The following is a 22,957-nucleotide window of genomic DNA, read 5'->3' on the forward strand; positions in this document are numbered from 1 at the left end:
AACGGAAGAGTAGCTAGTTACTGGCTAATACCTGCCTGCTGTGCAACGCCCTGCCAACGTTCGACTTCATCGGCGATAAACTGCTTAAACTCTTCGCCAGACACCTGACCCGGTTCGGCGCCCAGCTGATCAGCAAAGTCCAAAAACTCTTCACGTTCCATCACCTTAGCAAGGGCATCCCGCATAACGCTTTGCGCTTCTTCAGGGAAAGAACTGTGTGCCACTAAGCCAAACCATGCCGTTGTGACGAACTGGTCGAGGTTATACTCGCCCACTTCCGATAGCGTGGGTACATCAGGCAAATACTCTGACCGCTCAGCAGAGGTAACCGCCAGAGCGCGCAAGTCACCCGAGCGAATATGCGACAGGACGGTCGGCATGTTCTCAAAGGAGACATCGACATCGCCGCCCAATAGCGCAGGAAGCGCCGCACCACTGCCGGCAAAAGGCACTGCCGTCATATTGGTCTCCGTCAACGTCTTGAAGAGCTCACCGGACATATGGATGGAACTGCCCACGCCACTGTGGCTGAAGGTCATGTTCTCTTCCTTTGCGGCTTCAACGAACTCGACGACACTTTCATAAGGGCTGTCGGCAGGCACCACCATGACATTGGGGATATCGATCATGTTTTGCAGGAAGACAAAATCTTCGACAGGATCGTAGCTAAGATCGGGATAAATAGCTGCACCGATAGTGTGGCCGGGTGATGCCATCAGAATCGTATGGTCGGCGTCACGCCCACCGCGGGCAAGACGACCGGTGCCCACCGTAGAACCCGCTCCAGGGCGGTTCTCCACAACCACGTTAGCATCAAGCTCTTGCTGAAGAAGATCCGCAACCCGGCGGGACAGTACATCCGTGGTGCCACCTGGGGCGTAGGGGACGACAAGACGAATATCGTCAGTAGGCCACTCATTGGCGCTGGCGGGGGTGACCGCAAGGCCCAGCGCCAAAGCGCTACCGAAGGCAGCCAGACATGATGCGCTAAGGAGTTTATTCATTGTTATCTTCCTGTGCGTTGCTAAGCGATTGTTTATACCTAATTATTGTTCGTAAGGCGTACACGTATTCGTAGCGTCCAGCTTGAGATTACGTTGTTGCTAACCCTTTAAAAAACACAACTTTAGTAGCAAGAGATGAGATTGTTGGCTGGGAGAGCGAGACACGTTCGCACTGCGAACTTTTTTACGTTAATCTTTTACCTCAGGTTTTAGGATAATGGGTAGTAAAAATGCAGGAAGAAATGCTGAGTGAAGATAGTCGCGACTTTGTGACGGCGCTGGCTAGCGGCCTGGAAGTTATCCAGGCATTCGATCATGAGCACCCGCGTATGACACTAAGTGAAGTCGCCGCGCGCACGGGAATGAATAGAGCCAAAGCTAGACGTTTCTTGCTTACTCTGCATGCACTGGGGTACGTACGAAAACAGCAACGCTACTTTGAATTGGCGCCCCGCGTGCTACAGCTCGGCTATGCCTTTTTATCGGCTAATAATTATCGCGATGTTATTCAGCAACACCTCGAAGACATTACCGCTGAAACCGGGGAGTCGTCCTCCCTTGGTGTACTTGATGGCAATGATGTTATCTACGTAGCCCGCTCGGCAGCAAAGCATCGCTTGATGGCGATTACGCTTTCAGTGGGCACCCGGCTACCAGCGGCTCATACCTCCATGGGGCGCATGTTACTCGCTCAGCTTAGCGATACGGATCTTGATCACTTTCTTTCGTCGGTTGCTCTAGAGTCATACACCGACAAAACGGTGACAGATGTTAGCGAACTACGGAGCCAGATAGTAAAAGCGCGGCAGCAGGGCTATGCGATTTCGGATCAAGAGCTTGACTCCGGCTTGCGCTCCATTGCCGTTCCTGTCTATGACGCCAAGCAGCATTTAATGGGCGCGATCAATATCAGCACTAACGCTGCTCGGGTCGATCTTGATACGTTGATTAATGTTTACTTGCCTGTTTTACAAAACAAAGTGGCCCAAGTAAGCGCGCATATTAACTAGCCCCTACCATCACTGCCTCTAGCGCAGCTCGATAGCCTTGAACCCCGAGGCCAGCAATGACGCCATCAGCGCGCAGCGAGACGTAAGAGTGATGCCTAAATGTTTCCCGCTTGTGCACATTAGATAAATGCACCTCAATCACTTTGCCATCAAAGGCATTAAGGGCATCAAGAATGGCCACTGAGGTATGTGTATAGGCGGCGGGGTTGATAATAATCGCTTGGGTGCCATCAAGGCGTGCGGCATGAATGGCATCGATTAGTTCGCCTTCATGATTGCTCTGCAGGCAAGTGATGTCCCAGTCAGCCATCACCGCTTTCTCCCGTAAAGTGTTGTTCACGTCGTCTAACGTCTCGTACCCATATATTTCTGGCTGACGACTACCCAGCAAGTTCAGATTGGGGCCATGTAATACCAGTACCTTTCCTTGACTCATAACTCTCTTCTACCTTAAGCGTTAGTGGGTAAATTGACGTAGCTCTCTGTTCTACCACTCAACCCGCCAACTGCGCCAGTGTCCGTTCCAGCCATGCTTGCTGGCACTGGGCATACAGCTCCATCGCATCGATTAAGCTAATCCCTAGAGCCTGCTCAAACGCCTGCTGGCTTGCACTGCTGGCATAGTAATAGTAGCCACGTAAAAGCCATATAAGCCACCATAAGCGCTTAACGGGCTGGCAGCTAAAACTGTTACATTAGCGCTGTTCTTATAGATATAGGCATGGCATTCATGACGCTTCCTCTTTATCTAGGCTTGCCTATGTGGGCCAATCAAGACTGGCTTGGCAACCTTTACCCACGCCATGCCAAAACCGAGCTGTTAAGCGATTACGCGGCGGTATTTTCCAGCGTAGAGGGCAATACGACCTTTTATAGCGGCACCCCAAAGCAGGAAACCATTGCTTCCTGGGCGCGCCAGGCTCCTCCCCACTTTCGCTTCTGTTTTAAATTGCCTGCCAGTGTAACCCACGACCAACGGCTAACGCGGTTAGAAGATGCGTGGGCTTTTTTAACAGCGCTAGAACCACTGCATGATCGCCTTGGCCCCACCATGGTGCAGTTACCAAGAGATTTCGGGCCCCAAGAGCTTCCTCAACTCGAAGCGCTACTGGCTTCCTGGCCCGTCCATTTGCCTTGTGCGGTAGAGGTTCGCCACCCCGAGTTTTTCCACAAGGGAGCCGCCGAGACTGCTCTTAACCGCCTGTTGATAACTTATTCGGCCAACCGCGTGATGCTTGACGTTCGTCCCGTCTTCTCCACCCCGGCAAATGGCCATCTAGGCCTGGCCCACGCCCAGCAAGAAAAGCCGAAACTCCCGCTACACGTGCTTTCCACGGCAAATTTTCCTGTCATTCGTTTCATTGGTCATATTGACAAAACGATTAATAGCAACTACTTCACCGCCTGGAAAGAGCGCCTAAAGCTGTGGATAAATCAGGGGAAAACCCCTTTCTTATTTGTGCATACTGCGGATAACCGCGAGTCTCCCCACATGGCCCGCTTACTCTATAACGCACTAGGAGAAGTGTCGCCATTGCCCCCACTTGGCCCCTTCGCGGGTGAAAAGCAAAGCCAACTGTTTTAACCCACCTTTTTAGGTCAGCTAACTGGCATGCTTGCGGTCTATCAGATAAATTGCGCTTACTTTCGGAAAAAGATGCCGACAACGACTCATTTTTCCGAAAAAACGGTGCATCGCACCGAAAAACTCATTACAACTGATTAAAAGAAGGTGTGTCATGGCAAAACTTGCACATGCGCAATGGTCATCAAAGATGACTTTTGTGCTGGCTGCCGCTGGCTCGGCGGTTGGCCTAGGGAATATTTGGCGCTTCTCTTACATGGTGGGCGACAGCGGCGGTGCCGCATTTGTGCTGGTCTATTTAGCTTGTGTGGCGCTAGTGGGCTTACCCATTTTGGTAGCAGAGTGGATGATTGGCCGCCGCGGTCAGAAAAACCCTATCAACACCATGGCAGAGTTGGCCGCTAATCACGGCAAATCCCCCGCCTGGGCGCTAATCGGTATTAGCGGCGTGTTGGCGGCCTTCTTAATTCTGTCGTTTTACAGCGTGATCGGCGGCTGGTCGCTGAACTACACCTTAAGCTCGGTGCTCGGCACCTTTAATGGCCAGGATGCTGACAGCATCGGCGCGCTATTTGGAGGCATGCTGGGCAGTCCTACCACCCTGCTGTTATGGCACACTGCGTTTATGGTGCTCGTCGTTGGCATCGTGGCACGCGGGGTCACCAAAGGCTTGGAGAGCGCGGCTCGCCTAATGATGCCGGCGCTGATTGTACTAATGCTGGTGTTGGTCGGCTATGGCATGGCCAGCGGCTATTTCGGCGAAGCGCTGGCCTTTATGTTCCGCCCGGATTGGAGCGCGCTTACCGGTGGTGTGGTATTAGCAGCCATGGGGCAAGCCTTCTTCACCCTGTCTCTGGGCATGGGCATCATGATGGCTTACGGCTCCTACCTGGGTGAAGACGTTAACCTGATCAGCACAGCACGTACCGTGATCATTTTAGACACCGCTATTGCACTGCTAGCGGGCTTAGCGATCTTCCCGATTGTATTTGCTAACGGCTTAAGCGCAGGTGAAGGACCTGGCTTGATCTTTGTCACGCTGCCGCTGGCATTCGGCAATATGGCGGGCGGTACGATTCTGGGGCTGATGTTCTTCCTGTTATTAACCTTCGCTGCGTTAACTTCAGCGATTTCACTGCTGGAGCCGGTGGTGGAAACCCTGGAAGAGCGCACATCCATGAGCCGCATCGTATCGACCTTGGTTAGCGGCGTCGCCGTATGGCTATTAGGCGTCGCAGCGCTGCTTTCATTCAACGTGTGGTCGGAGGTGCTGTTTTTAGGCCTTAATATTTTTGACCTGCTGGATACCTTTACCAGCAAAATCCTTCTGCCGCTGACAGGCTTGGGTGCCATCGTGTTTGTGGCTTGGTGTTTGAAGCGCGAAACAGTGGAAGCCGAACTCGGACTTTCAGCCACTGGCGTGAGCGTATGGAACATCATCGCGCGCTATGTAGCGCCCGCTGGCGTTATTGCTGTGTTCGTAACGGGGCTAATCTAAGCTGAGCCACCAAGGCCCTGCTAATTAACCGGCAGGGCAGCGTGGTTCTGCGCAGATATATAGTTGCGCCCCTAATCTCTTGGCATCCTAAAACTTAGTGCAATTCGCTCTCTTGCCGATCTTCATCGGGCAAGGGGGCGATATCCCGCGATAACTTTTGAAACTCACGATGAAGCTCAATACCCCGCCGCGCTCTCAAGCTGCGTTGGGCAGCGCTGCGCTGGCGCTGAGCATGCTCATCGACTTCCATACTCATGAAGATGTCGAGCAATTCGCTTTTAACCGAGGTGATTCGTTCGACGTTTCTCATAATCGACGTTCCTCCAGATGAATATGCCTTCGTCCACCTGCATCCGTGACGACTGTTATGATGCAGTGCGGCACTTCAATTATTACTATACCCTACTTGACAAAATGATGACCAATCTTAAAAAAACTGACTAACGACCTTTAAACGCTGCTAGAACACTGCCTAATAGTTCGTGGCCCGATGGACTCATTAAGGCATACTGTTGACTACCTGCTGGTTGAGCACCCAAGGAGCTGAACGTGAGTCGCGCCCTGTTCGATGAAATGAGACGCCGCATGGAGCACTTTCGACGCTCCGAACAAAAAGTGGCGCGGTTTGTACTGCGCAACCCCGAAGAGGTCATCCACATGCGCATTGTGGATCTGGCCACCGAAGCCACCGTTAGCGAACCTACCGTGGTGCGCTTTTGCCGTGCGCTGGGGTGCAATGGCTTTCAGGACTTCAAGCTACAGCTGGCACAAATGCTGGCCAGCGGCAGTCAGTTCGCGCAGTTCTCCATGAACGATAGCGACTCGGTCGCTGAGTTTTCCCACAGCATCTTCGACTCGACGGTGGGCACGCTGCTCTCAGTGCGCGACCGGCTGGATAACGACGCCCTGGGCCGCGCAGTCAACGCCCTGGCAATGGCCAACCGGGTTGAGTTCTACGGCTTTGGTGCCTCTGGTGCTGTAGCCTTTGATGCTCAGCACAAGTTTTTCCGCCTACAGATTTCCACTTCTGCCTACGCCGACCCGCATATGCAGAATATGTCGGCGGTGACCTTGAACGATGGCGATGTGGTGGTGGCCATTTCACAAACCGGTCGAACCAAAGCGCTGGTCGCCAGCGTACGCCTGGCTCGCGAAGCGGGTGCGACCGTCATTGGCCTGTGCCCCAGCGGTTCACCGCTGGCCGAAGAGGTCAGCCTGCCGCTGTATATCGATGTTCATGAAGACACCGAAATTTACACCCCGCTTAGCTCGCGAATTGCCCATTTGGTGCTCATCGACGTGCTTGCCGTAGGCGTGGCAAAAACCCGCGGGCCGAAACTCGCCGAGCAGCTTAAAGCGGTTAAAAAGAGCCTTAATACGCTGCGCTTTCCAGAAGAATCCTAGCCTTTGCCTATACCGAGTGCGAGGGCAGGTTGAAGCGAGGGTCTTTTGACAGGGATGTCAAAAGTAGCGCCCACGGATGGGTTCACAGCGCCCTCGCGGAAACCTGCCCTCGCACAGAGGCGAGAAGATTGCCACACCTGTATACACAGCCAGTTCCCTGGCTGTGCTAGACTAGCCGCCTATTTTTTGATCCGGCAGCGGCTACTATGGACGACGTCACGGCGATTCTCGATCAGCTCAACTCCGCCCAGCGCGAAGCAGTGAGCGCCCCCCAAGGTAATCTGTTGGTGCTCGCAGGCGCAGGTTCTGGCAAAACCCGTGTGCTGGTGCATCGCATCGCCTGGCTGATGCAGGCGGAAGGATTGTCGCCCTACGCGCTGCTGGCCGTCACCTTTACCAACAAAGCCGCCAAGGAGATGCGCACCCGCCTTGAGGCGCTACTGAGCATCTCAATGCGCCATGTCTGGGTGGGCACCTTTCACTCTATCGCCCACCGGCTGCTGCGTACCCACTGGCAGGACGCCCGACTGCCGCAACACTTCCAGATCATCGATTCCGACGATCAGCTCCGCCTGGTCAAACGGCTGCTAAAAGATTACTCCATCGACGACGAACGCTATCCGCCCCGCCAGGTGCAGCACTTTATCTCCGGCTGCAAAGAGGAGGGATTACGCCCGCACCAGGTCAATGTGGATGGCGATGCCTACATGGGCCAGATGGTCGAGCTCTACGAGCGCTACCAGCTCACCTGTGAGCGCGGCGGTCTGGTCGATTTTGGCGAGCTGCTGCTAAGAAGCCTGGAGCTACTGCGTGATAACCCCGCGCTGTTGAAACATTATCAGGAGCGCTTTGGCCACGTGCTGGTGGATGAGTTTCAGGATACCAATACCCTGCAATACGCCTGGCTAAAGCTACTTACCGGCATGAAGACACCGATGACCGCCGTGGGTGATGATGACCAGTCGATCTACGGCTGGCGCGGCGCCAAAGTAGAGAACATCAGCCGCTTTGAGCAGGAGTTTCCGCAGACCCACACCGTACGCCTGGAGCAGAACTATCGCTCCACCAGCGCCATTCTGGAAGCGGCCAATACGCTGATCAGCCACAACAGCGAGCGCATGGGTAAAAACCTGTGGACTGATGGCATCGAAGGCGAGCCGATCTCGATCTATGCCGGGTTTAACGACCTGGAAGAAGCCCGTTATATCGTCGACACTATCAAAGAGAAGGTCGATGAAGGCTTCAACCGACGGGATATTGCCATTCTCTACCGCTCAAACGCCCAGTCACGACTGCTGGAAGAGACGCTGATTCGCCAAGGCATGCCCTACCGTATTTACGGCGGCCACCGCTTCTATGAGCGCTTGGAAATCAAAAATGCCCTGGCCTACCTGCGCCTGATGCTCAACCGCGATGACGACGCTTCACTAGAGCGGGTGATCAATGTGCCCACCCGTGGCATCGGCACACGCACGGTAGAGATTGTTCGCCTGCGCGCCCGTGAACAAGGCATTCCGCTATGGCAGGCGCTCCACGATGCGATTAACGACGGCACCTTGAAAGGCCGCGCAGCCAATGCCGTGCAAACCTTCGCCAACCTGATCGAGCAGCTCGATAACGATGCTTCCGGCATGGCACTGCACGAGATTATCGACCACGTCACAGTGCATACCGGTTTGATCGAGCACCACAAAAGTGAGCGCGGCGAGAAAGGCCAGGCGCGGGTGGAAAACCTGGAAGAGCTGGTCACTGCCGCCCGCGCCTTTACCCAGGGCGATGTGTTTGAAGCACCTGAGGCGGGCGAAGGCATGGCGGCGTTGGAAGCGTTTCTCTCCGAAGCCGCCCTTAACGCTGGCGACCACGAAGCCGAGGAGTTTGAAGATAGCGTGCAGTTGATGACGCTGCACTCCGCCAAAGGTCTGGAGTTCCCGGTGGTGTTTATTGCCGGTGTGGAAGAGGGACTGTTTCCGCACAAGATGTCCCTTGAAGAGCCGGGCAGGCTCGAAGAGGAGCGGCGGCTCTGCTACGTCGGCGTTACCCGCGCCATGCAGAAGCTCTACCTCACCCACGCCGAAACCCGCCGCTTGCACGGCAAAGAGGTATTTCCACGCCCATCGCGCTTTTTGCGCGAGCTGCCACCACACCTGCTCGAAGAGGTTCGCCTGCGCGGGCATATTTCCCGCCCGGTTACCGCCTCGCGTACCTCCTTTGCTCAGCAAAGCGTCGAGGGCAGCGACGAAATGCCTAGCCTCCATGTCGGCCAGGGAGTTGAGCACCCCGTATTTGGCGAAGGAATTATCCTTAACGCGGAAGGTGAAGGTGCCCGCGCCCGTGTGCAGGTCAGCTTTGAAGGCGAAGGGGTCAAATGGCTGGTGCTCGGCTTTGCCAAACTAACGCCACTTTAAAAGCGCAAACGAAGGGTGTTGGGGTCAATAGCTTGCCGATTAAAACCCGCTTAGCGCATACTGGCGGACGGACACTGCGCCTTTTTGCGCGCTGACAAAAAAATCCTATAATTTCCGGAGTTTTGCTCGCCATGCAACGCCGTAACTTCCTCAAATCCGTCGGCCTGGGTGCCGCCGGTGTCGCTGCTGCCCCTTTTGTCACCACCTCAAGTGCACGCGCACAAGAAACCATTACTTGGGACATGGTCACTTCGTGGCCGAAAAATTTCCCTGCCCTGGGTACGGGTGCGAATGATTTCGCCCGCCGGGTAGAACAGCTCTCTAACGGCCGCATGCAGATCCGCGTCCACGGCGCGGGTGAACTGGTGCCCGCCCTCGAAGTATTCGACGCCGTAGCAGCCGGAACCGCTGAAATGGGCCACTCTGCCTCGTACTACTGGCGCGGAAAAGTCGCTGCTTCGCAGTTTTTTACCGCTGTACCGTTCGGTATGACCACCACCGAAATGAACGCCTGGTTGTATCATGGCGGTGGCCAGGAGCTGTGGGATGAGATCTACGCCAATCACAATCTGAAGCCGTTCGCCGTAGGCAATACCGGTGCACAGATGGCAGGCTGGTTCAAAAAAGAGATCAATTCGCTAGAGGATATGCAGGGGCTAAAACTTCGCCTGCCGGGTCTGGCGGGTGAAGCGATGAACAGCATCGGCGTTAGTACGGTTACTATGCCAGGTTCAGAAATTTTCACCTCGCTACAAACCGGCGCACTGGATGCCGCTGACTGGGTAGGGCCTTACAACGACTTGGCGTTTGGTTTGCACCAGGTGGCTGACTACTACTACACCTCAGCGTGGAACGAACCCTCTGCGGTACTGGAAGGCACGATCAACCTGGATGCCTGGAACGCACTGCCGGAAGACCTGCAGGACGTCATCCGCGAGGCCGCACGGGCGTCTAACATGGCCATGATCAGCGAATTCGCCTTCCGCAACGCCCAGGCGCTGGATACACTGGTCGATGAGCATGGCGTTCAGCTACGCACTTTCCCCGAGGACGTGATGGCAGCGCTTTACACTTCATCGCTGGAAGCGATTCAGCGTCAGGTCGACAGCGACGAAGAGTCACGCCGTGTTTACGAATCTTATTCTGCTTTCCAGAAGCTGCTACGCCCGTTCAGCGATGTGGGTGAGTACGCCTACCTTAAGAACCGCGATAACGTCGACGGTTAAGGCAAGTAAACGAAGCACGGCAAAAGGGCGCACTAAGCGCCCTTTTGCTATTTAACTCAGGTATTTTGAAGTTAACTAGTCGCTATGCACCGCGCGAATGCGCCCATTATCGTCCAGCGCTACCATCACAAAGCGCGCCTCGGTGACTTTTTGGCGCTCCTCTAGGCGTTGCCCATGGGGAGGACGCACCCACACTTCCACATCAATCTTGATTGAACTATGGCCAATGTCTTGTACCTGGGTGTAAACGCTGATCATTGAGCCAACGCGCACCGGGCTTAAAAAATCCATGGCTTCAATCGCCACGGTCGCCGTTCGCCCACCCGCTTCACGCCCGGCCGCCAGCTCGGCCGCTTGATCCATTTGATTGACCAGCCACCCACCGGGTATATCACCATAAAAATTGGTATCTTGGCGGGAAGCCAGTAATTTTAACGTTAGTTGGCCTTGAGGGGCGGGTACATCGTCCAAATCGGTTTCCAGGAGAGTCATGAGTTAGTCGCTTAGTCAGTTTATTGTTGTAAACGTTGCAGAGAGTCACGTTGTTTAGGTCTGTTGCTGCATCGCAACACAAAGAAGTAGTTTCAGTTAACCATAAGAGGACGCTCGTTTGAATACTCGTTGGACGACTCTTTTCAATAATGGAAGGGTAACTTGCGCTGTTCGGCACACTTTATTGCGCTGGGCGGTGGTTGTTACGCTGATGTTGTCCCCCTCCCTGACCTGGGGGCAACCCGCCGCTATCAGCGGTACTTTGGGCGCAGTGGGCTCTGACACCATGGCAGGGCTAATGCTGCGCTGGGGTGAAACCCTCACCACCCGCTACCCAGAGGTAAAGCTGCAGTTTCAAGCCAGCGGTTCGGCCAGTGCCCCCACGGCGCTGGTAGCAGGCACCACACGGCTGGGCCCGATGTCTCGCCCGATGACCGGCGAAGAGCGCGATCACTTTATCGAGCGCTATGGCTACCCACCGCTGGAATTGAAGATCGCCCGTGACGCGCTTATCGTTGTTGTACACCGACACAATCCGCTACGCACACTAACCCGTCAGCAGGTGGATGCGATCTTCTCAACCTCGCGGGCCTGCGGTGGCGAGACGCCGATCAGGCGCTGGGAGCAACTGCCAGCGACCCAAGACTGGTCATTTGGCAGCATTGCGCTGCATGGGCGAAATCTTGCCTCGGGCACGCATGAGCTGTTTCAACAGCGGGCCTTATGTGGCGGGCGTTTTCGCAGTGATATCAGTGAACACCCCGGTTCTTCGGCAGTGGTCGCCGCAGTTGGTGAATCAGCCAATGCGATGGGCTACGCTGGGTTTAACCACCTCACCCCTGCCGTGCATGCATTGAGCCTCTATAACGATGAGGGCATTGCGATCCACCCCAACGAAGCGGCGATACAGAGCGGTGATTATCCGCTGTCGCGCTATCTTTACCTTTATGTGAACCTACCACCAGGAGAGCGGCTCCCTCCCGCCGAGCAGGCGCTGCTCCGATTGATTATGTCCGATGAGGGCCAGCAGATTGCACGCGCATCCGGCTTTGTACCGTTAACCTCTAGTGTCCTCAACGAACAGCAAAGGTGGTAAACCACTGTCATCTAAATGACACATAACTGTCTTAGGGTAGGGAATCTGTCCATGTACTGTTTTTTGCTGCTGCTTGTTTGTTCACTCTATGTTGGTCAGCGCTATGATTACCTCGGTTTTGCCATGATATCCACATGACCCCACCTCGGTTACCCTCTTCTCGACAGCCGCTTAGAGCGCTGAAAGACCGCATAGCCACCGGTTTGATTACCGCTGGCGGTATAGGCGTGCTGCTGGCCATCCTGGCTATCGGTGTTTTTCTGGTGTGGGAAACCCTGCCACTACTGGCGATCGGCGATACTTTAGCGCTGGCAAAGCTCTCTCCCCTGGCATGGGGCACCCTTAAAGCCGCGTTAGCCGCACTGCTGTTCGCCATCCCCGTCGCCTTGGGTGCAGCTATCTACTCTGCGCTGTTTATGTCAGCGCGGCTGCGCTCGCGGATCAAGCCCGCGCTCGAAATGATGGAGGCTATCCCCGGTGTGGTGGTGGGCTTTATTGCCGGGCTTATTTTGGCACCTTGGGTTGAGCGCCACCTCGCCAGCGCGTTAGTGCTGATCATTTGGCTCCCGCTCAGCGCCGCGCTTGCCGGTTTACTCTGGCAACTGGCCAAATCACGCCTTCGCCGCCGATTAGCATTTTCCTGGGCAGGCCTTTGGCTAGTGCCCTGGCTTATCTTCATGGTGGCGATAGCGCTATGGCTCGCGCCGTGGCTGGAGCAGCAGTGGCTAGGCGGTGATCTGCGCCAGTTACTCGACCAGCGCTATGGCATGGATTACGCCGCCCGGAATGCGCTGATTGTTGGTATTGCCATGGGTTTTGCTGTTATCCCCAGTATCTACTCACTGGCGGAAGACGCGCTGGCCGATGTGCCCTCGACCTTAATAGAGGGCGCCCAGGCGCTGGGGGCCAGCCGCTGGCAGGCGCTGTGGAAGGTGGCGCTGGTGGCAGCGGGTCCGGGTATTTTTTCAGCGATAATGATCGGTGCGGGCCGGGCGGTGGGCGAAACCATGATCGTGCTGATGGCCAGCGGCAATACCGCCCTGTTCAGCACCAGCCCCTTCGAGGGCATGCGCTCCATGGCCGCAGCTATCGCCATCGAGCTGCCTGAAGCGTCTCCTGGTGGCCAGACCTATCATCTGCTGATTTTGGCCGCACTGGTGCTGTTTATCTTCACGTTTCTGGTCAACACCCTTGCCGAGGTCGTCCGTCAACGCCTGCGCCGCCGCTTCCGCCAGATAGGGGGGGCATTATGACCTCTGTTTCAACCGACGCGGCCTCTCGCCGCCCTCGTTTTAGCTGGGCCAATGGGGTGTGGCCCTGGCTATGTGCGGCCAGCGTAGCGCTTTCCCTGCTAATGCTCGGCGCCCTATTAACGCTACTGCTAGTGCGCGGGCTCGGGCACTTCTGGCCCGCTACGCTGGAAGAAGTCACCCTTAGCTCAGGCGAGACGTTTGCAGGTCAATCCATACGTGAGGTGGCGCTACCGCAGCAGCCGGGGGATGAACGCCTCTACTTTACTGGCAACCAGGATATAGAGGGCGCTCGCTGGCGTTGGGTGGCAATCGATGACATTGCAGAGCGTGCCCAGCCAGACGACTTGATTCGTCTTGATCGTAGCCCCTGGGGCGACTTTATAGGCCATTTAGTGGCCATCGAGCAGCACGGCCAGCGCTGGGAGGGGGACGCAGCCTGGCAACGGTTAACCGCTTTATTAGCGCTTCCCGCCAGTCAACGTCAGGCAGGGCAGCTGCTGCTTACCACCGTGGATGGCCGCACCCTGCACCAACCACTGGCCAGCGTGGTGAGCGCACAAGCCCCCAATGCTATGAGCGGGTGGCAGAAAACGCGCGCCTGGGGGGAGGCAGTGTGGCGGTTTTTAAGCGAGGGCCCACGAGCAGCCAATACCGACGGTGGCGTCTGGCCCGCCATATTTGGCACGGTGCTGATGGTGATCTTAATGTCAGTGATCGTTACGCCCTTTGGCGTGCTAGCCGCCATTTACCTCAATGAAATCGCTCACCAGGGGCGGCTGACCCGGCTGGTACGTATTGGCGTTCGCAATCTGGCCGGGGTTCCGTCAATTGTGTATGGGGTATTTGGCTTGGGGGTGTTTGTTTACGGCATCGGCGGTTCGCTGGATGAGTGGTTTTTCAGCGATACACTGCCCTCCCCCACCTTTGGCACCGGCGGCCTGCTATGGGCGTCGCTTACCCTGGCGCTACTCACCCTGCCGGTGGTGATAGTGGCCACAGAAGAAGGGCTGGCGAGGATCCCTGAGGCGCAGCGGGAAGGCGCCGTGGCGCTCGGCGCTACGCGCTTGGAGATGCTCACCCGCATCGTGCTGCCCATGGCGGCGCCCGCCATGCTAACAGGGGTCATTTTAGCGGTTGCCCGTGCAGCTGGCGAGGTGGCACCGTTGATGCTCGTCGGCGTCGCCAAGCTGGCGCCGCAGATGCCCATCGATGGTGAGTTTCCTTACCTACATTTAGAGCGCAAGTTCATGCACCTTGGCTATCATTTATTTGATACCGCCTTTCACGGCGAAGATGTACAAGCCGCTATTCCGCTGGTCTACGCCACAGCACTACTTTTAGTGCTAATTGTGCTGGTGCTTAACCTAACTGCCATATTTCTGCGTCATTATCTTAGGCGTCAACGGGGAAACGAATGCTAGCGTCATTACATTCAGCCAATACCTCTCAGGCACCAGTGGCGCACTTTTCGTCCGAGCATAGCTGCCTGAACATCGATCACTTTAACCTCGCTTATGCGGGGAAAGAGGCGTTGCGCGAGTTGACCCTCAGCATTCCACGGCATCGTGTCACGGCCTTCATCGGCCCGTCGGGTTGCGGTAAGTCGACGCTGTTACGGGCCATTAACCGTTTGCACGATCTTAATGAGTCGGTATCCCACAGCGGTAAAATTACGCTGGAAGGGCAAGATATTCATGACCCGCAAATGAATGTGACTGAGCTGCGACGGCGTGTCGGGATGGTATTTCAAACACCCAACCCCTTCCCCATGTCGATCTATGAAAACGTGGCCTTTGGCCTGCGACTGCAACAGCGCCTCCCTAAACGCAAAAGGGACGACATTATTGAGTGGGCATTAACCTCCGCGGCCCTATGGGATGAAGTGAAAGATCGCCTGCACCGCTCCGCCTGGCAGCTTTCCGGTGGTCAGCAGCAGCGCCTGGTGATCGCACGCACCTTAGCCGTACAGCCCGACGTGCTGCTGCTTGATGAACCTGCGTCAGCACTCGACCCGATTTCAACCCTCAAAATTGAGGAGTTAATCCGTAACCTCAAATCAGAGCTAACGCTGATACTGGTTACCCACAATATGCAGCAAGCAGCACGCGTATCAGATTACACCGCCTTTTTGCACCAAGGTGAGCTTGTTGAATACGGGCCTACCGATCAAGTCTTCACTAATCCCCGTTTGCAACGTACCGAAAACTACATCACCGGCCGCATCACCTAGGCCTTAGCGACGAAAACGTCAGGAGTGCTCCATGGATATTACTAGCGACTCTCACAGCCAGCATATCTCTCGCCAGTTCAACCAGGAGCTGGAAGAGCTGAAGACCCACCTGATGGCCATGGGCGGTCTGGTGGAAAAACAAGTGCAGGATGCTGTCTTTGCCCTCTTGGAGGGGGATACTCGCTTAGCCGAGCAGGTGCGTGACAATGATCGTCAGGTCAACGACCTGCAGCTGCAAATCGACGACGAATGTACCCGCGTGCTGGCGCGCCGCCAGCCTGCAGCATCCGATCTACGCCTGGTGCTGGCCGTCATTCGCGCTACTTCAGACCTTGAGCGCATTGGCGATGAAGCCAGCAAAATCGCCCGCAACGCGCTGCTACTAAGTGAAAATACCAGTACTATTCGAGGCTTGGTGGAAGTACGTCATATCAGCGAGCACGTGCGTAAAATGCTTCGCGATGCGCTCACCGCCTTTGCCCGCTTTGATACCGACCTGGCCATGCAGGTCGTGCGCGAAGATGAGCTGGTTGACGACGAGTACAGCAGCGCTATGCGTTCGCTAATGACCTTTATGATGGAGGACTCGCGCTCAATTACATCAGTGCTCAGCATCATGTGGGTACTACGCGCACTGGAGCGGGTGGGTGACCACGCCGATAACCTCGCGGAGTACGTGGTTTATCTCGTCAAAGGACTGGATATTCGCCATAGCGACACCGACGACCTGGATCCGAAGGTACTAAAAAAGTCTTGACCTGATAGGGCTTTCCTCCTGCAATACGTCCAGGCTGCTAAGCGGTCTGGACGTTTGAATCACGAGGAGCTCCCCACCATGCTGGATGCTGTCACTGCGCTTAGCCGAGGTACACGCTGTGTGTATCAGTCGGGTATGCGCCGCTATATTTTCCTGCCGATTTTAGTCAATCTAATTGTTTACGTAAGCATGTTCAGCTTTGTGCTCAACCGCTTCGATGGCTGGTTAGCACATTGGATGAGCATGGTACCTGCCTGGCTTGATTGGCTAGCGTGGCTAATCTGGCCCCTGTTTGTGATTTGCCTGCTCGTCGTGGTGTTTTTTACCTTCACGCTGGTGACCAGCTTAATCGCAGCCCCTTTTTACGGCTTCTTAGCCGCGAAAGTTGAAATTCAAGCCACGGGGCGTGAGCCTCTGGATGACCGAAATCTGACCAAAACAGCCCTTGATGCCCTGGGTCGCGAATTTGTTAAGCTCGCCTATATTCTGCCCCGAGCTGCGGGCCTGTTTGTGATCAGTTGGATTCCCGGCGTGAATTTAGTTACTCCACTACTCTGGGCGCTGTTTTCTGCCTGGGTAATGGCCATCACCTATTTGGATTACCCAATGGATAACAACAAGGTGACGTTTACCGATATGCGTCAACGACTCGCTAAGCGCTGGTGGCAAAGCCTTAGCTTTGGCGGACTGGTCACGCTCATCACCTGGATTCCACTGGCCAACCTGTTTCTGATTCCCGGTGCCGTAGCCGGTGCCGTGCTGCTCTGGGATGACCATTACCGAGACGGCATGTAATGACACACGAAAAGGCCCACGCGGCATCACGTCGCAGTAGAAGCACAAAGTGTGTATTACCCAGGCTACGCCTGCTTTGCTACCTTTACGTTCTGCTTGTCTATTCTGGACTCAACCAACAATAAAGGAATCACCGCATGTTAAAACCCTTGGCTCGGCTGGCTGGCGTACTCTTGATGGGCGCCATGTTTATTTCAATGGCGACGGTGGCACTCGCCCACGACGTACAAACAGACGCTCTGCGTATCGCGCATCCCTTCGCCACCCCGACCCCTCCGGGTGCCGAGAATGGCGCCGCCTATGTAGATATCACCGCCTTTTCTGACACGGTTACTCTTATCGGCGCGAGCAGCCCGGCAAGCAGCAGCGTTGAACTGCACGATATGCAAATGAACGACGACATGATGCAAATGCGGCATGTGGATGAGATTCGTATCCAGACAGGGGAGACTTATACCATGCGCCCTGGTGGCGGCTTTCACTTAATGCTGCTTGGTTTAACCAAGCCGCTGAAGGAGGGGGAGCGATTCCCACTCACTCTCACCTTTGCGGAGCAAGGTGATGTGGCCATTGAAGTCTGGATACAGAGCGCTCAAGAGGGTAGCGAAGCCGCGGAGGGACATCATCACTGATGTCGGTTGCTTATAACACATCGCTAAAAACCCCGCCGAAGCGGGGTTTTTAGCGAGTTACGCTTACATTAGCAGTTACACTTATTTGACTATTTACCACTCCGTGCTATCGCCTTCATCCCGGGTCAAATCTTCTGGGCGGATATTTTCACCGCGATGATTTCTTGCTCCGGCATCAGAAGCGCTGCTTGATGGCGAGAAATCTAAACTATCGCTTTCATCGCGATTCAAGTCATTAGCCGAGGCATTAGCTGCGTTCGACGGTTTATGTGACGTTGGCTTATCGATCACATTCTGACCAGCGGAACGGTCTTTGTTCAATTCAATTGATGAGTTCGCCATTGCCAGTGGGCTCGCGAGTAGACCAAAAGCAGTCGCTACGACAGCGAGTTTTTTACCCATTTCTTTCGATAACATGACGCTCTCCTCATTATTTCTTTATACCGCTTCATGGTAGTAAAAGCGGCCACTACATCATTAATAAAGCACTCTGCATACCAGACCCCACAAATAAATAAAAAATACTAATAAATCATTATCTTATGGGTGAAATATTGTGCAAAAAATAAGCTCTCGCAAGCTTATTTTACCAAGAACAATTGTGCAATAATTACACATGCGCCGCTATATTTATACAAAAACCAGCATCGGTATTCCAGCGAACGGGCTGAGAGCGTGCGATGAAGGGATGAATCTAGCAACGCGTAAGTAGCACGTTGAGCGAAGAGAGGAGCATCAAGAGAGCCTTGCATCCCCAAAAAATCAGACCCCGCATCAGCAGGGTCTAAGGACACAATACTAGGACAATGACTAACGCTAGCTTCCTTTCCTTTTGCGGGACTCCAACCTTGGAATTTAACCCTGACTAGCGCTCTGATTGTCGTTTGATTCACTCCGTGAATTGATGAGCATCCCTGTGGTGTGACACGCGTCGGCGTGTTTAGATCACTCTCTCATCGTAATATATTTCTTCAAAATTGCAAACTTTTGTTACCAAACGTTTCCATCACCCTCGTCCTGGGTTAAATCTTTCGCTGTGAAGTCTGCTTGAGTGCTAGTGCGGTGTGACTCTGCCTTGATAACCTTTGGATAATCACCTTCGTCGTACATCAAGTCAGATGGGCTAAACTCAGCTTGATCGTTCGTGCGCTGCGATTGAGCTTGAATCGGCTCATCATTAACGGTCAAATCTTGATTCGCTTTGATAGAGATATGTGCAAAGGCAAGCGGGCTTGCCAGCAAACCCAAAGAGAGACCGACAACGGCTGCTTTTTTAACAAATACGTTAAACATACTATTTACTCCTGGTGACTATTTGATACCGCTGAAGTGAAGTGAGAGGGGCACTTTGGCTGATATCTCACTGCGGTTAGCTTCACTGCCTTGGTAATGCATATGCAGTGCCAAGCTCATAAATTTAAAAATTATTAGCCAAAAATCATAAACTTAAACCATTTATATTGTGCACAATAATATGCCACTAAAAACAAAAGCACGCTAATAACATGTGCACTAATGACACATGCGCAAAATTGTCTGTGCCTTTATGACACACTGATCAAAGCAACCCAGGCACAGCTGCTAATAGGCCGCTAGACGTTAGCGTTTATAGAAAAACGAAAAGAGTATAGGAAAGGTGTGGCAGTGAAGGCGAGGGGGCAGAAGTAATAAGGAAAAAACAGAGGAGAGAAAGCAGACAGCAAAAAATTAGGCCCCGCACTGCGGGGCCCGATATCAGAATTGATTATAGGTAATGACTAACGCTAGCTTCCACTCCTTGTGCGGGACTCCAACCTTGGAATTTACCCTGACTAGCGTTTTGATTTCCTATTGATTCTTCCGTGAATCTGAACAACATCCTTATCTATAACATCCTGTTGATCACTTCTTCATCCCATGAAAAAGCATTCAATGATATCTAAAAAGTCATCAATGATTTAGCTACCGCCATTTTCTTCAACAAGATCATCTGCATCATATTCAGCATCGCTTGAGTGACTGCTGGATTGAGGCTCCATGTCGCTAGCATCGTCGCCTTCGTCATGGGTTAAATCGTTAGTCATGCTATCACTGCTGCTAGAGCTACCAGTACCCTGTGCATCCATTGGCTGCTCATCAGCCGTGATGCCTTGGTTCTCATCAATTGCAGTGTTTTCATCTGTTTGTGCAAAAGCCAATGGGCTTGCCATCAGACCAAAAGATACACCTAAAATGCCAGCTTTCTTGAGTAAATCCTTGGACATCATATTCCACCTCCGATCGCTGTTTGTTACCGCTTGGTTAAGAAAGAAGGGCTAACCAGTAGCCAGCATTTCCTGCGGTCGTCTTCCTTACTCAACAACTTGCAGATGGCATGCCAAAAGTCTCAATAAAAATATAAATTAAATAAAATCAATAACTTATATTATTAACGCTATACCAAAGAGATACTACCCAAGCCATTAATTTGCGCTTAAAGCTGTATAAAAATGACACATGAGTAAGTTTTACCAACCTTGCATGCCAATATTGCACACTTCTACAAACGTTGTGCGTCGGATCCCTTGCTAAATTAAACCAGACGCGAGGAGGGGAAGGCGCAGCGGAACAGGGCGCCCTTGCCGGGGAGGGATTCAATTTGCAGTTGCGCATCGTGACGCAACAACACGTGCTTAACGATGGCCAAGCCTAAACCCGTGCCACCGGTCGCCGTGCTGCGCCCTTTATCGACCCGGTAAAAGCGTTCTGTTAAGCGGGGTATATGAACAGGGTCTATGCCTTCACCGTTATCTTCTACATCGATATAGCCGCCGCCTGAAGCGTCAGCTTTCCAGCGCAGTGTGATTTGGCTACCTGCTGGCGTGTAGCGAACCGCATTAAAGGCAAGATTAGAGACGGCGCTACGGATTTCCTGCTCACTGCCTAATAACCGGGCGTCGCTCTCGAGCGCAACGGTGATGGTATGCCGTTGATGCGACAGGGCTAGCGCATCAGCACAAACGCTTTGCAGCAGAGGCGCAAGTGACAAGGGGTGATGATCTTGACCGCCTTGGTCAATCTCCAACCGCGAGAGCAGCAATAAATCATTGACCAAATTCTGCATACGTTGGGTCTGCTCCTGCATCTGCTGGATACTGCGACCCAAGCGGGGAGGAAGCTGATCGGCGATATCACTGTAGGTTTCTAAATAGCCGGAAAGCACGGTCAGAGGAGTGCGCAGCTCGTGGGAGACGTTGGCGACGAAGTCGCGCCGCATCTGCTCAAGACGATGTAAGCGGGTAATATCGCGAGCCATGACCAAGCGCTCGTCGTCGCCGTAGAGGGTAATTTGATACTGCAGGATTCGTCGCTCATCAATCGGCGAGGTGAGCGTTAACGGTTCACTGTAGTTACGCGCATTAAAGTAGCTGATAAAACTGGGATCACGCAGCAGGTTGGTGATGTGTTGGCCCCTATCGTGGGCAGTTTGTAGCCCTAACATGGCGGTGGCCGCGCTGTTCCACCACTCTAAATCACCATGGCGATCAAGCATGACCACACTGTCGCGCATTGCTTCAGAGGACTCCTGGATACGTGCCAAAGTAGCCCTCAGGCGGCTTTGGGTAATGCGCTGACTTTTTTGATAGCGGTATAGGCGATCAAATAGCTCGCCCCACATTCCGCTGGCAGCAGGTGGCTCATCATGGGGGTGGAGGGTGAGCCACAGGTAAAGCTCTCGCAGTTGCCGCAGATGATAAAAAAGGCATATTGCAAGCCCTGCCGACAGCCCTAGCCCTGCTGAACCCAATAACCAGCCCAGACAGGTGCCCAGCGTGGCCAGCCACGCTAGCCGCCACAGCTCACGGCTCCATAGGCGCACATTTACACCCGAGCAGAGAAACGGTAACCGGTACCCCGAACCGTTTGAATCAGGTTTTGATGCACGTCGCCCAGCGCTTTGCGCAAGCGGCGAATATGCACGTCGACCGTGCGCTCTTCGACATACACATTGCCACCCCATACTTGGTCAAGCAGTTGGCTACGTGTATAAGCGCGCTCTTGGTGGGTCATAAAAAACTGTAGCAATCGGTACTCGGTGGGCCCCATTTCCAGCGCTTTGCCGTCGGCGCTGACCCGGTGGCTCACCGGATCAAGCAGCAGGCCGTTGATTTCAATCGGGTCTTCAACGCCACGCGGGGTCGCACGACGCAGCACCGCCTTTAGCCGAGCCACCAGTTCCCGGGGTGAAAAAGGCTTGGTGATATAGTCATCGGCACCGGCTTCAAGCCCTTGAATTTTATTATCCTCTTCGCCTTTCGCGGTGAGCATAATAATGGGAATCTCGGCAGTGGCTTCTTCACGCTTTAAGCGCCTTGCCAGCTCAATTCCGCTAGTGCCGGGCATCATCCAGTCCAGCAGCAGTAGATCAGGCTGGTGGTCGACCACCATGGCATGGGCATCCTGGGCGTTATCCGCTTCGAGCACGCGATAGTCAGCCATTTCCAGCGCTACCGCGATCATCTCGCGAATCGACGCCTCATCATCGACAATCAGAACGGTCTTGGCGGTCATACCAGAGCCTCACGGTGTTCAAAGTAAACGAGCTCAATGAAAACTAGTTTAAAGATAAACAGTTCAATGACATATCAGTGACGATAACACCATGACTTGATGACAATTATATGACATTCAAAAAAATTAGCCCGTCACAGGCCACCAACTGAGCGCGATACCGGCAAAAATCAGCAGCCCCGACCAGTGATTATTGAGAAACGCCTGGAAGCAAGCATCCCGCTCCTGGTGGCGAATCAAGCACTGTTGATGCAGGAAAGTCGCCGCCATGGCCGCGAGCCCTAGCCAAAAGAAACCACCTAAACCAACCCGCCAGCCTACCCATGCCAGCAACCCCAGGGTAGCTAACTGGAGAAGGCCAATGATCAAACGGTCTGCATTTCCAAACAGCACCGCTGTCGATTTAATGCCAATTTTTAAATCATCGTCGCGATCGACCATGGCGTACTGAGTATCGTAGGCCACTGTCCAGCACACATTGGCGCAGAATAGCAGCCATGCTTCCAGCGGCAAGTAGCCCAGCACGGCGCCAAAGGCCATTGGAATTGCCCAGGAAAACGCCGCCCCCAAAACCAACTGGGGAAAGTGGGTATAGCGCTTCATAAACGGATAAATAGTCGCCAGCAGTACCCCGCCCAGCGAGAGCAGCACCGTAAACCAGTTGGTGAGCAGTACCAGAATGAAGGCCGCGGCCACCAGGGCAATAAACAGCAGCTGCGCCTCGGTTTCGCTGATGCGGCCCGTGGCTAATGGACGGTTTTTGGTACGTTTCACATGGCCATCAAAGTGACGGTCAGCATAATCGTTGACTACACAGCCCGCGGCACGCATCACGTAAACACCGGCTACGAAAATCAGCAGCACATTTCGCCCGGGTACTCCTTCTGCAGCGACCCAAAGTGCCCACAGCGTCGGCCACATCAACAGCCATGTACCTATCGGTCGATTCAAGCGCATCAGCTGTAAAAAATCTGCCACGCGAGCCCACCCCTTTGGCCGCAACAATGAACGATCCATGCTTACCTCACGAAGAATAAGAT

General features: G+C 54.1%; 23 protein-coding genes. 13 read left to right on the forward strand and 10 right to left on the reverse strand.

The window, feature by feature from the left end; genetic code table 11:
* Window positions 1–17 precede the first annotated feature (17 nt).
* Entirely contained in the window at window positions 18–1,004 is a 987-nt protein-coding gene (locus ACFIOZ_RS21535) for a Bug family tripartite tricarboxylate transporter substrate binding protein (RefSeq protein ID WP_386081188.1), read from the reverse strand.
* A gap of 230 nt (window positions 1,005–1,234) precedes the next feature.
* Between ACFIOZ_RS21535 and ACFIOZ_RS21540 the strand changes: the two genes are divergently transcribed.
* On the forward strand, window positions 1,235–2,014 hold the full coding sequence (locus ACFIOZ_RS21540; protein WP_386081190.1) for an IclR family transcriptional regulator domain-containing protein: 780 nt from the start codon (window positions 1,235–1,237) through the stop codon (window positions 2,012–2,014).
* On the opposite strand, the gene aroQ is transcribed toward ACFIOZ_RS21540, so the two are convergent.
* Window positions 2,007–2,450, reverse strand: a complete 444-nt coding sequence (gene aroQ, locus ACFIOZ_RS21545) for a type II 3-dehydroquinate dehydratase (RefSeq protein WP_386081192.1) — start codon at window positions 2,448–2,450, stop codon at window positions 2,007–2,009. The genes ACFIOZ_RS21540 and aroQ overlap by 8 nt on opposite strands.
* A gap of 294 nt (window positions 2,451–2,744) precedes the next feature.
* Here aroQ and ACFIOZ_RS21550 point away from each other — a divergent pair, with 294 nt between their 5' ends.
* Window positions 2,745–3,599, forward strand: a complete 855-nt coding sequence (locus tag ACFIOZ_RS21550) for a DUF72 domain-containing protein (protein WP_386081194.1) — start codon at window positions 2,745–2,747, stop codon at window positions 3,597–3,599.
* A gap of 154 nt (window positions 3,600–3,753) precedes the next feature.
* Window positions 3,754–5,097, forward strand: coding sequence for a sodium-dependent transporter (locus ACFIOZ_RS21555; protein ID WP_386081195.1), 1,344 nt, complete (start codon window positions 3,754–3,756; stop codon window positions 5,095–5,097).
* Between the two features lie 94 nt (window positions 5,098–5,191).
* Here the strand turns inward: ACFIOZ_RS21555 and ACFIOZ_RS21560 are convergent, their stop codons facing one another.
* Entirely contained in the window at window positions 5,192–5,407 is a 216-nt protein-coding gene (locus ACFIOZ_RS21560; protein ID WP_022521120.1) for a PA3496 family putative envelope integrity protein, read from the reverse strand.
* 239 nt (window positions 5,408–5,646) lie between these two features.
* Between ACFIOZ_RS21560 and hexR the strand changes: the two genes are divergently transcribed.
* The 3 genes from hexR (at window position 5,647) to ACFIOZ_RS21575 (ending at window position 10,132) form a co-directional block, all read left to right on the forward strand.
* Complete coding sequence (gene hexR, locus ACFIOZ_RS21565; RefSeq protein WP_022521119.1) at window positions 5,647–6,501, forward strand: transcriptional regulator HexR; 855 nt, start codon at window positions 5,647–5,649, stop codon at window positions 6,499–6,501.
* Window positions 6,502–6,707: 206 nt separating this feature from the next.
* Window positions 6,708–8,906, forward strand: coding sequence for a DNA helicase II (uvrD, locus tag ACFIOZ_RS21570; RefSeq protein WP_386081199.1), 2,199 nt, complete (start codon window positions 6,708–6,710; stop codon window positions 8,904–8,906).
* 131 nt (window positions 8,907–9,037) lie between these two features.
* Window positions 9,038–10,132 (forward strand): TRAP transporter substrate-binding protein, encoded by a 1,095-nt coding sequence (locus tag ACFIOZ_RS21575; RefSeq protein WP_386081201.1) that lies wholly within the window; start codon window positions 9,038–9,040, stop codon window positions 10,130–10,132.
* 75 nt (window positions 10,133–10,207) lie between these two features.
* Here the strand turns inward: ACFIOZ_RS21575 and ACFIOZ_RS21580 are convergent, their stop codons facing one another.
* Window positions 10,208–10,624, reverse strand: coding sequence for an acyl-CoA thioesterase (locus ACFIOZ_RS21580; protein WP_386081203.1), 417 nt, complete (start codon window positions 10,622–10,624; stop codon window positions 10,208–10,210).
* A 211-nt stretch (window positions 10,625–10,835) separates the two neighbouring features.
* On the opposite strand from ACFIOZ_RS21580, the gene ACFIOZ_RS21585 reads away from it, so the two are divergent.
* The 7 genes from ACFIOZ_RS21585 to ACFIOZ_RS21615 all read left to right on the forward strand — a co-directional run bounded on the left by ACFIOZ_RS21585 (window position 10,836) and on the right by ACFIOZ_RS21615 (window position 17,387).
* Window positions 10,836–11,720, forward strand: a complete 885-nt coding sequence (locus ACFIOZ_RS21585) for a PstS family phosphate ABC transporter substrate-binding protein (RefSeq protein WP_386081204.1) — start codon at window positions 10,836–10,838, stop codon at window positions 11,718–11,720.
* Between the two features lie 134 nt (window positions 11,721–11,854).
* A complete protein-coding gene (locus tag ACFIOZ_RS21590; protein ID WP_386081206.1) occupies window positions 11,855–12,973 on the forward strand; it encodes an ABC transporter permease subunit in 1,119 nt (372 codons plus the stop codon).
* Window positions 12,970–14,394: a phosphate ABC transporter permease PstA gene (gene pstA, locus ACFIOZ_RS21595; RefSeq protein ID WP_386081208.1), complete on the forward strand. Its 1,425-nt coding sequence runs from the start codon at window positions 12,970–12,972 to the stop codon at window positions 14,392–14,394. Before ACFIOZ_RS21590 ends, pstA begins: the two co-directional genes overlap by 4 nt.
* Window positions 14,388–15,203, forward strand: coding sequence for a phosphate ABC transporter ATP-binding protein PstB (gene pstB / locus ACFIOZ_RS21600; protein ID WP_386081210.1), 816 nt, complete (start codon window positions 14,388–14,390; stop codon window positions 15,201–15,203). The genes pstA and pstB overlap by 7 nt, the downstream gene beginning before the upstream one ends.
* 31 nt (window positions 15,204–15,234) lie before the next feature.
* On the forward strand, window positions 15,235–15,960 hold the full coding sequence (phoU, locus tag ACFIOZ_RS21605; protein ID WP_088698318.1) for a phosphate signaling complex protein PhoU: 726 nt from the start codon (window positions 15,235–15,237) through the stop codon (window positions 15,958–15,960).
* Window positions 15,961–16,038: 78 nt separating this feature from the next.
* Window positions 16,039–16,755, forward strand: coding sequence for a sulfate transporter CysZ (cysZ, locus tag ACFIOZ_RS21610; RefSeq protein WP_386081212.1), 717 nt, complete (start codon window positions 16,039–16,041; stop codon window positions 16,753–16,755).
* A 137-nt stretch (window positions 16,756–16,892) separates the two neighbouring features.
* On the forward strand, window positions 16,893–17,387 hold the full coding sequence (locus ACFIOZ_RS21615; protein WP_386081214.1) for a copper chaperone PCu(A)C: 495 nt from the start codon (window positions 16,893–16,895) through the stop codon (window positions 17,385–17,387).
* 93 nt (window positions 17,388–17,480) lie between these two features.
* Here ACFIOZ_RS21615 and ACFIOZ_RS21620 read toward each other — a convergent pair whose 3' ends face one another.
* The 6 genes from ACFIOZ_RS21620 to ubiA all read right to left on the reverse strand — a co-directional run bounded on the left by ACFIOZ_RS21620 (window position 17,481) and on the right by ubiA (window position 22,934).
* Window positions 17,481–17,804: a hypothetical protein gene (locus tag ACFIOZ_RS21620; RefSeq protein ID WP_386081216.1), complete on the reverse strand. Its 324-nt coding sequence runs from the start codon at window positions 17,802–17,804 to the stop codon at window positions 17,481–17,483.
* A gap of 573 nt (window positions 17,805–18,377) precedes the next feature.
* Window positions 18,378–18,680: a hypothetical protein gene (locus ACFIOZ_RS21625; RefSeq protein WP_386081217.1), complete on the reverse strand. Its 303-nt coding sequence runs from the start codon at window positions 18,678–18,680 to the stop codon at window positions 18,378–18,380.
* Between the two features lie 644 nt (window positions 18,681–19,324).
* Window positions 19,325–19,633 (reverse strand): hypothetical protein, encoded by a 309-nt coding sequence (locus ACFIOZ_RS21630; protein ID WP_386081219.1) that lies wholly within the window; start codon window positions 19,631–19,633, stop codon window positions 19,325–19,327.
* A gap of 305 nt (window positions 19,634–19,938) precedes the next feature.
* Window positions 19,939–21,225: a phosphate regulon sensor histidine kinase PhoR gene (gene phoR / locus ACFIOZ_RS21635; RefSeq protein WP_386081220.1), complete on the reverse strand. Its 1,287-nt coding sequence runs from the start codon at window positions 21,223–21,225 to the stop codon at window positions 19,939–19,941.
* A gap of 2 nt (window positions 21,226–21,227) precedes the next feature.
* Window positions 21,228–21,917, reverse strand: coding sequence for a phosphate regulon transcriptional regulator PhoB (gene phoB / locus ACFIOZ_RS21640; protein ID WP_386081221.1), 690 nt, complete (start codon window positions 21,915–21,917; stop codon window positions 21,228–21,230).
* Between the two features lie 126 nt (window positions 21,918–22,043).
* On the reverse strand, window positions 22,044–22,934 hold the full coding sequence (gene ubiA / locus ACFIOZ_RS21645) for a 4-hydroxybenzoate octaprenyltransferase (protein ID WP_386081223.1): 891 nt from the start codon (window positions 22,932–22,934) through the stop codon (window positions 22,044–22,046).
* Window positions 22,935–22,957: the final 23 nt, after the last annotated feature.

The organism is Vreelandella sp. F11, assembly GCF_042466685.1.
Classification (GTDB): domain Bacteria; phylum Pseudomonadota; class Gammaproteobacteria; order Pseudomonadales; family Halomonadaceae; genus Vreelandella.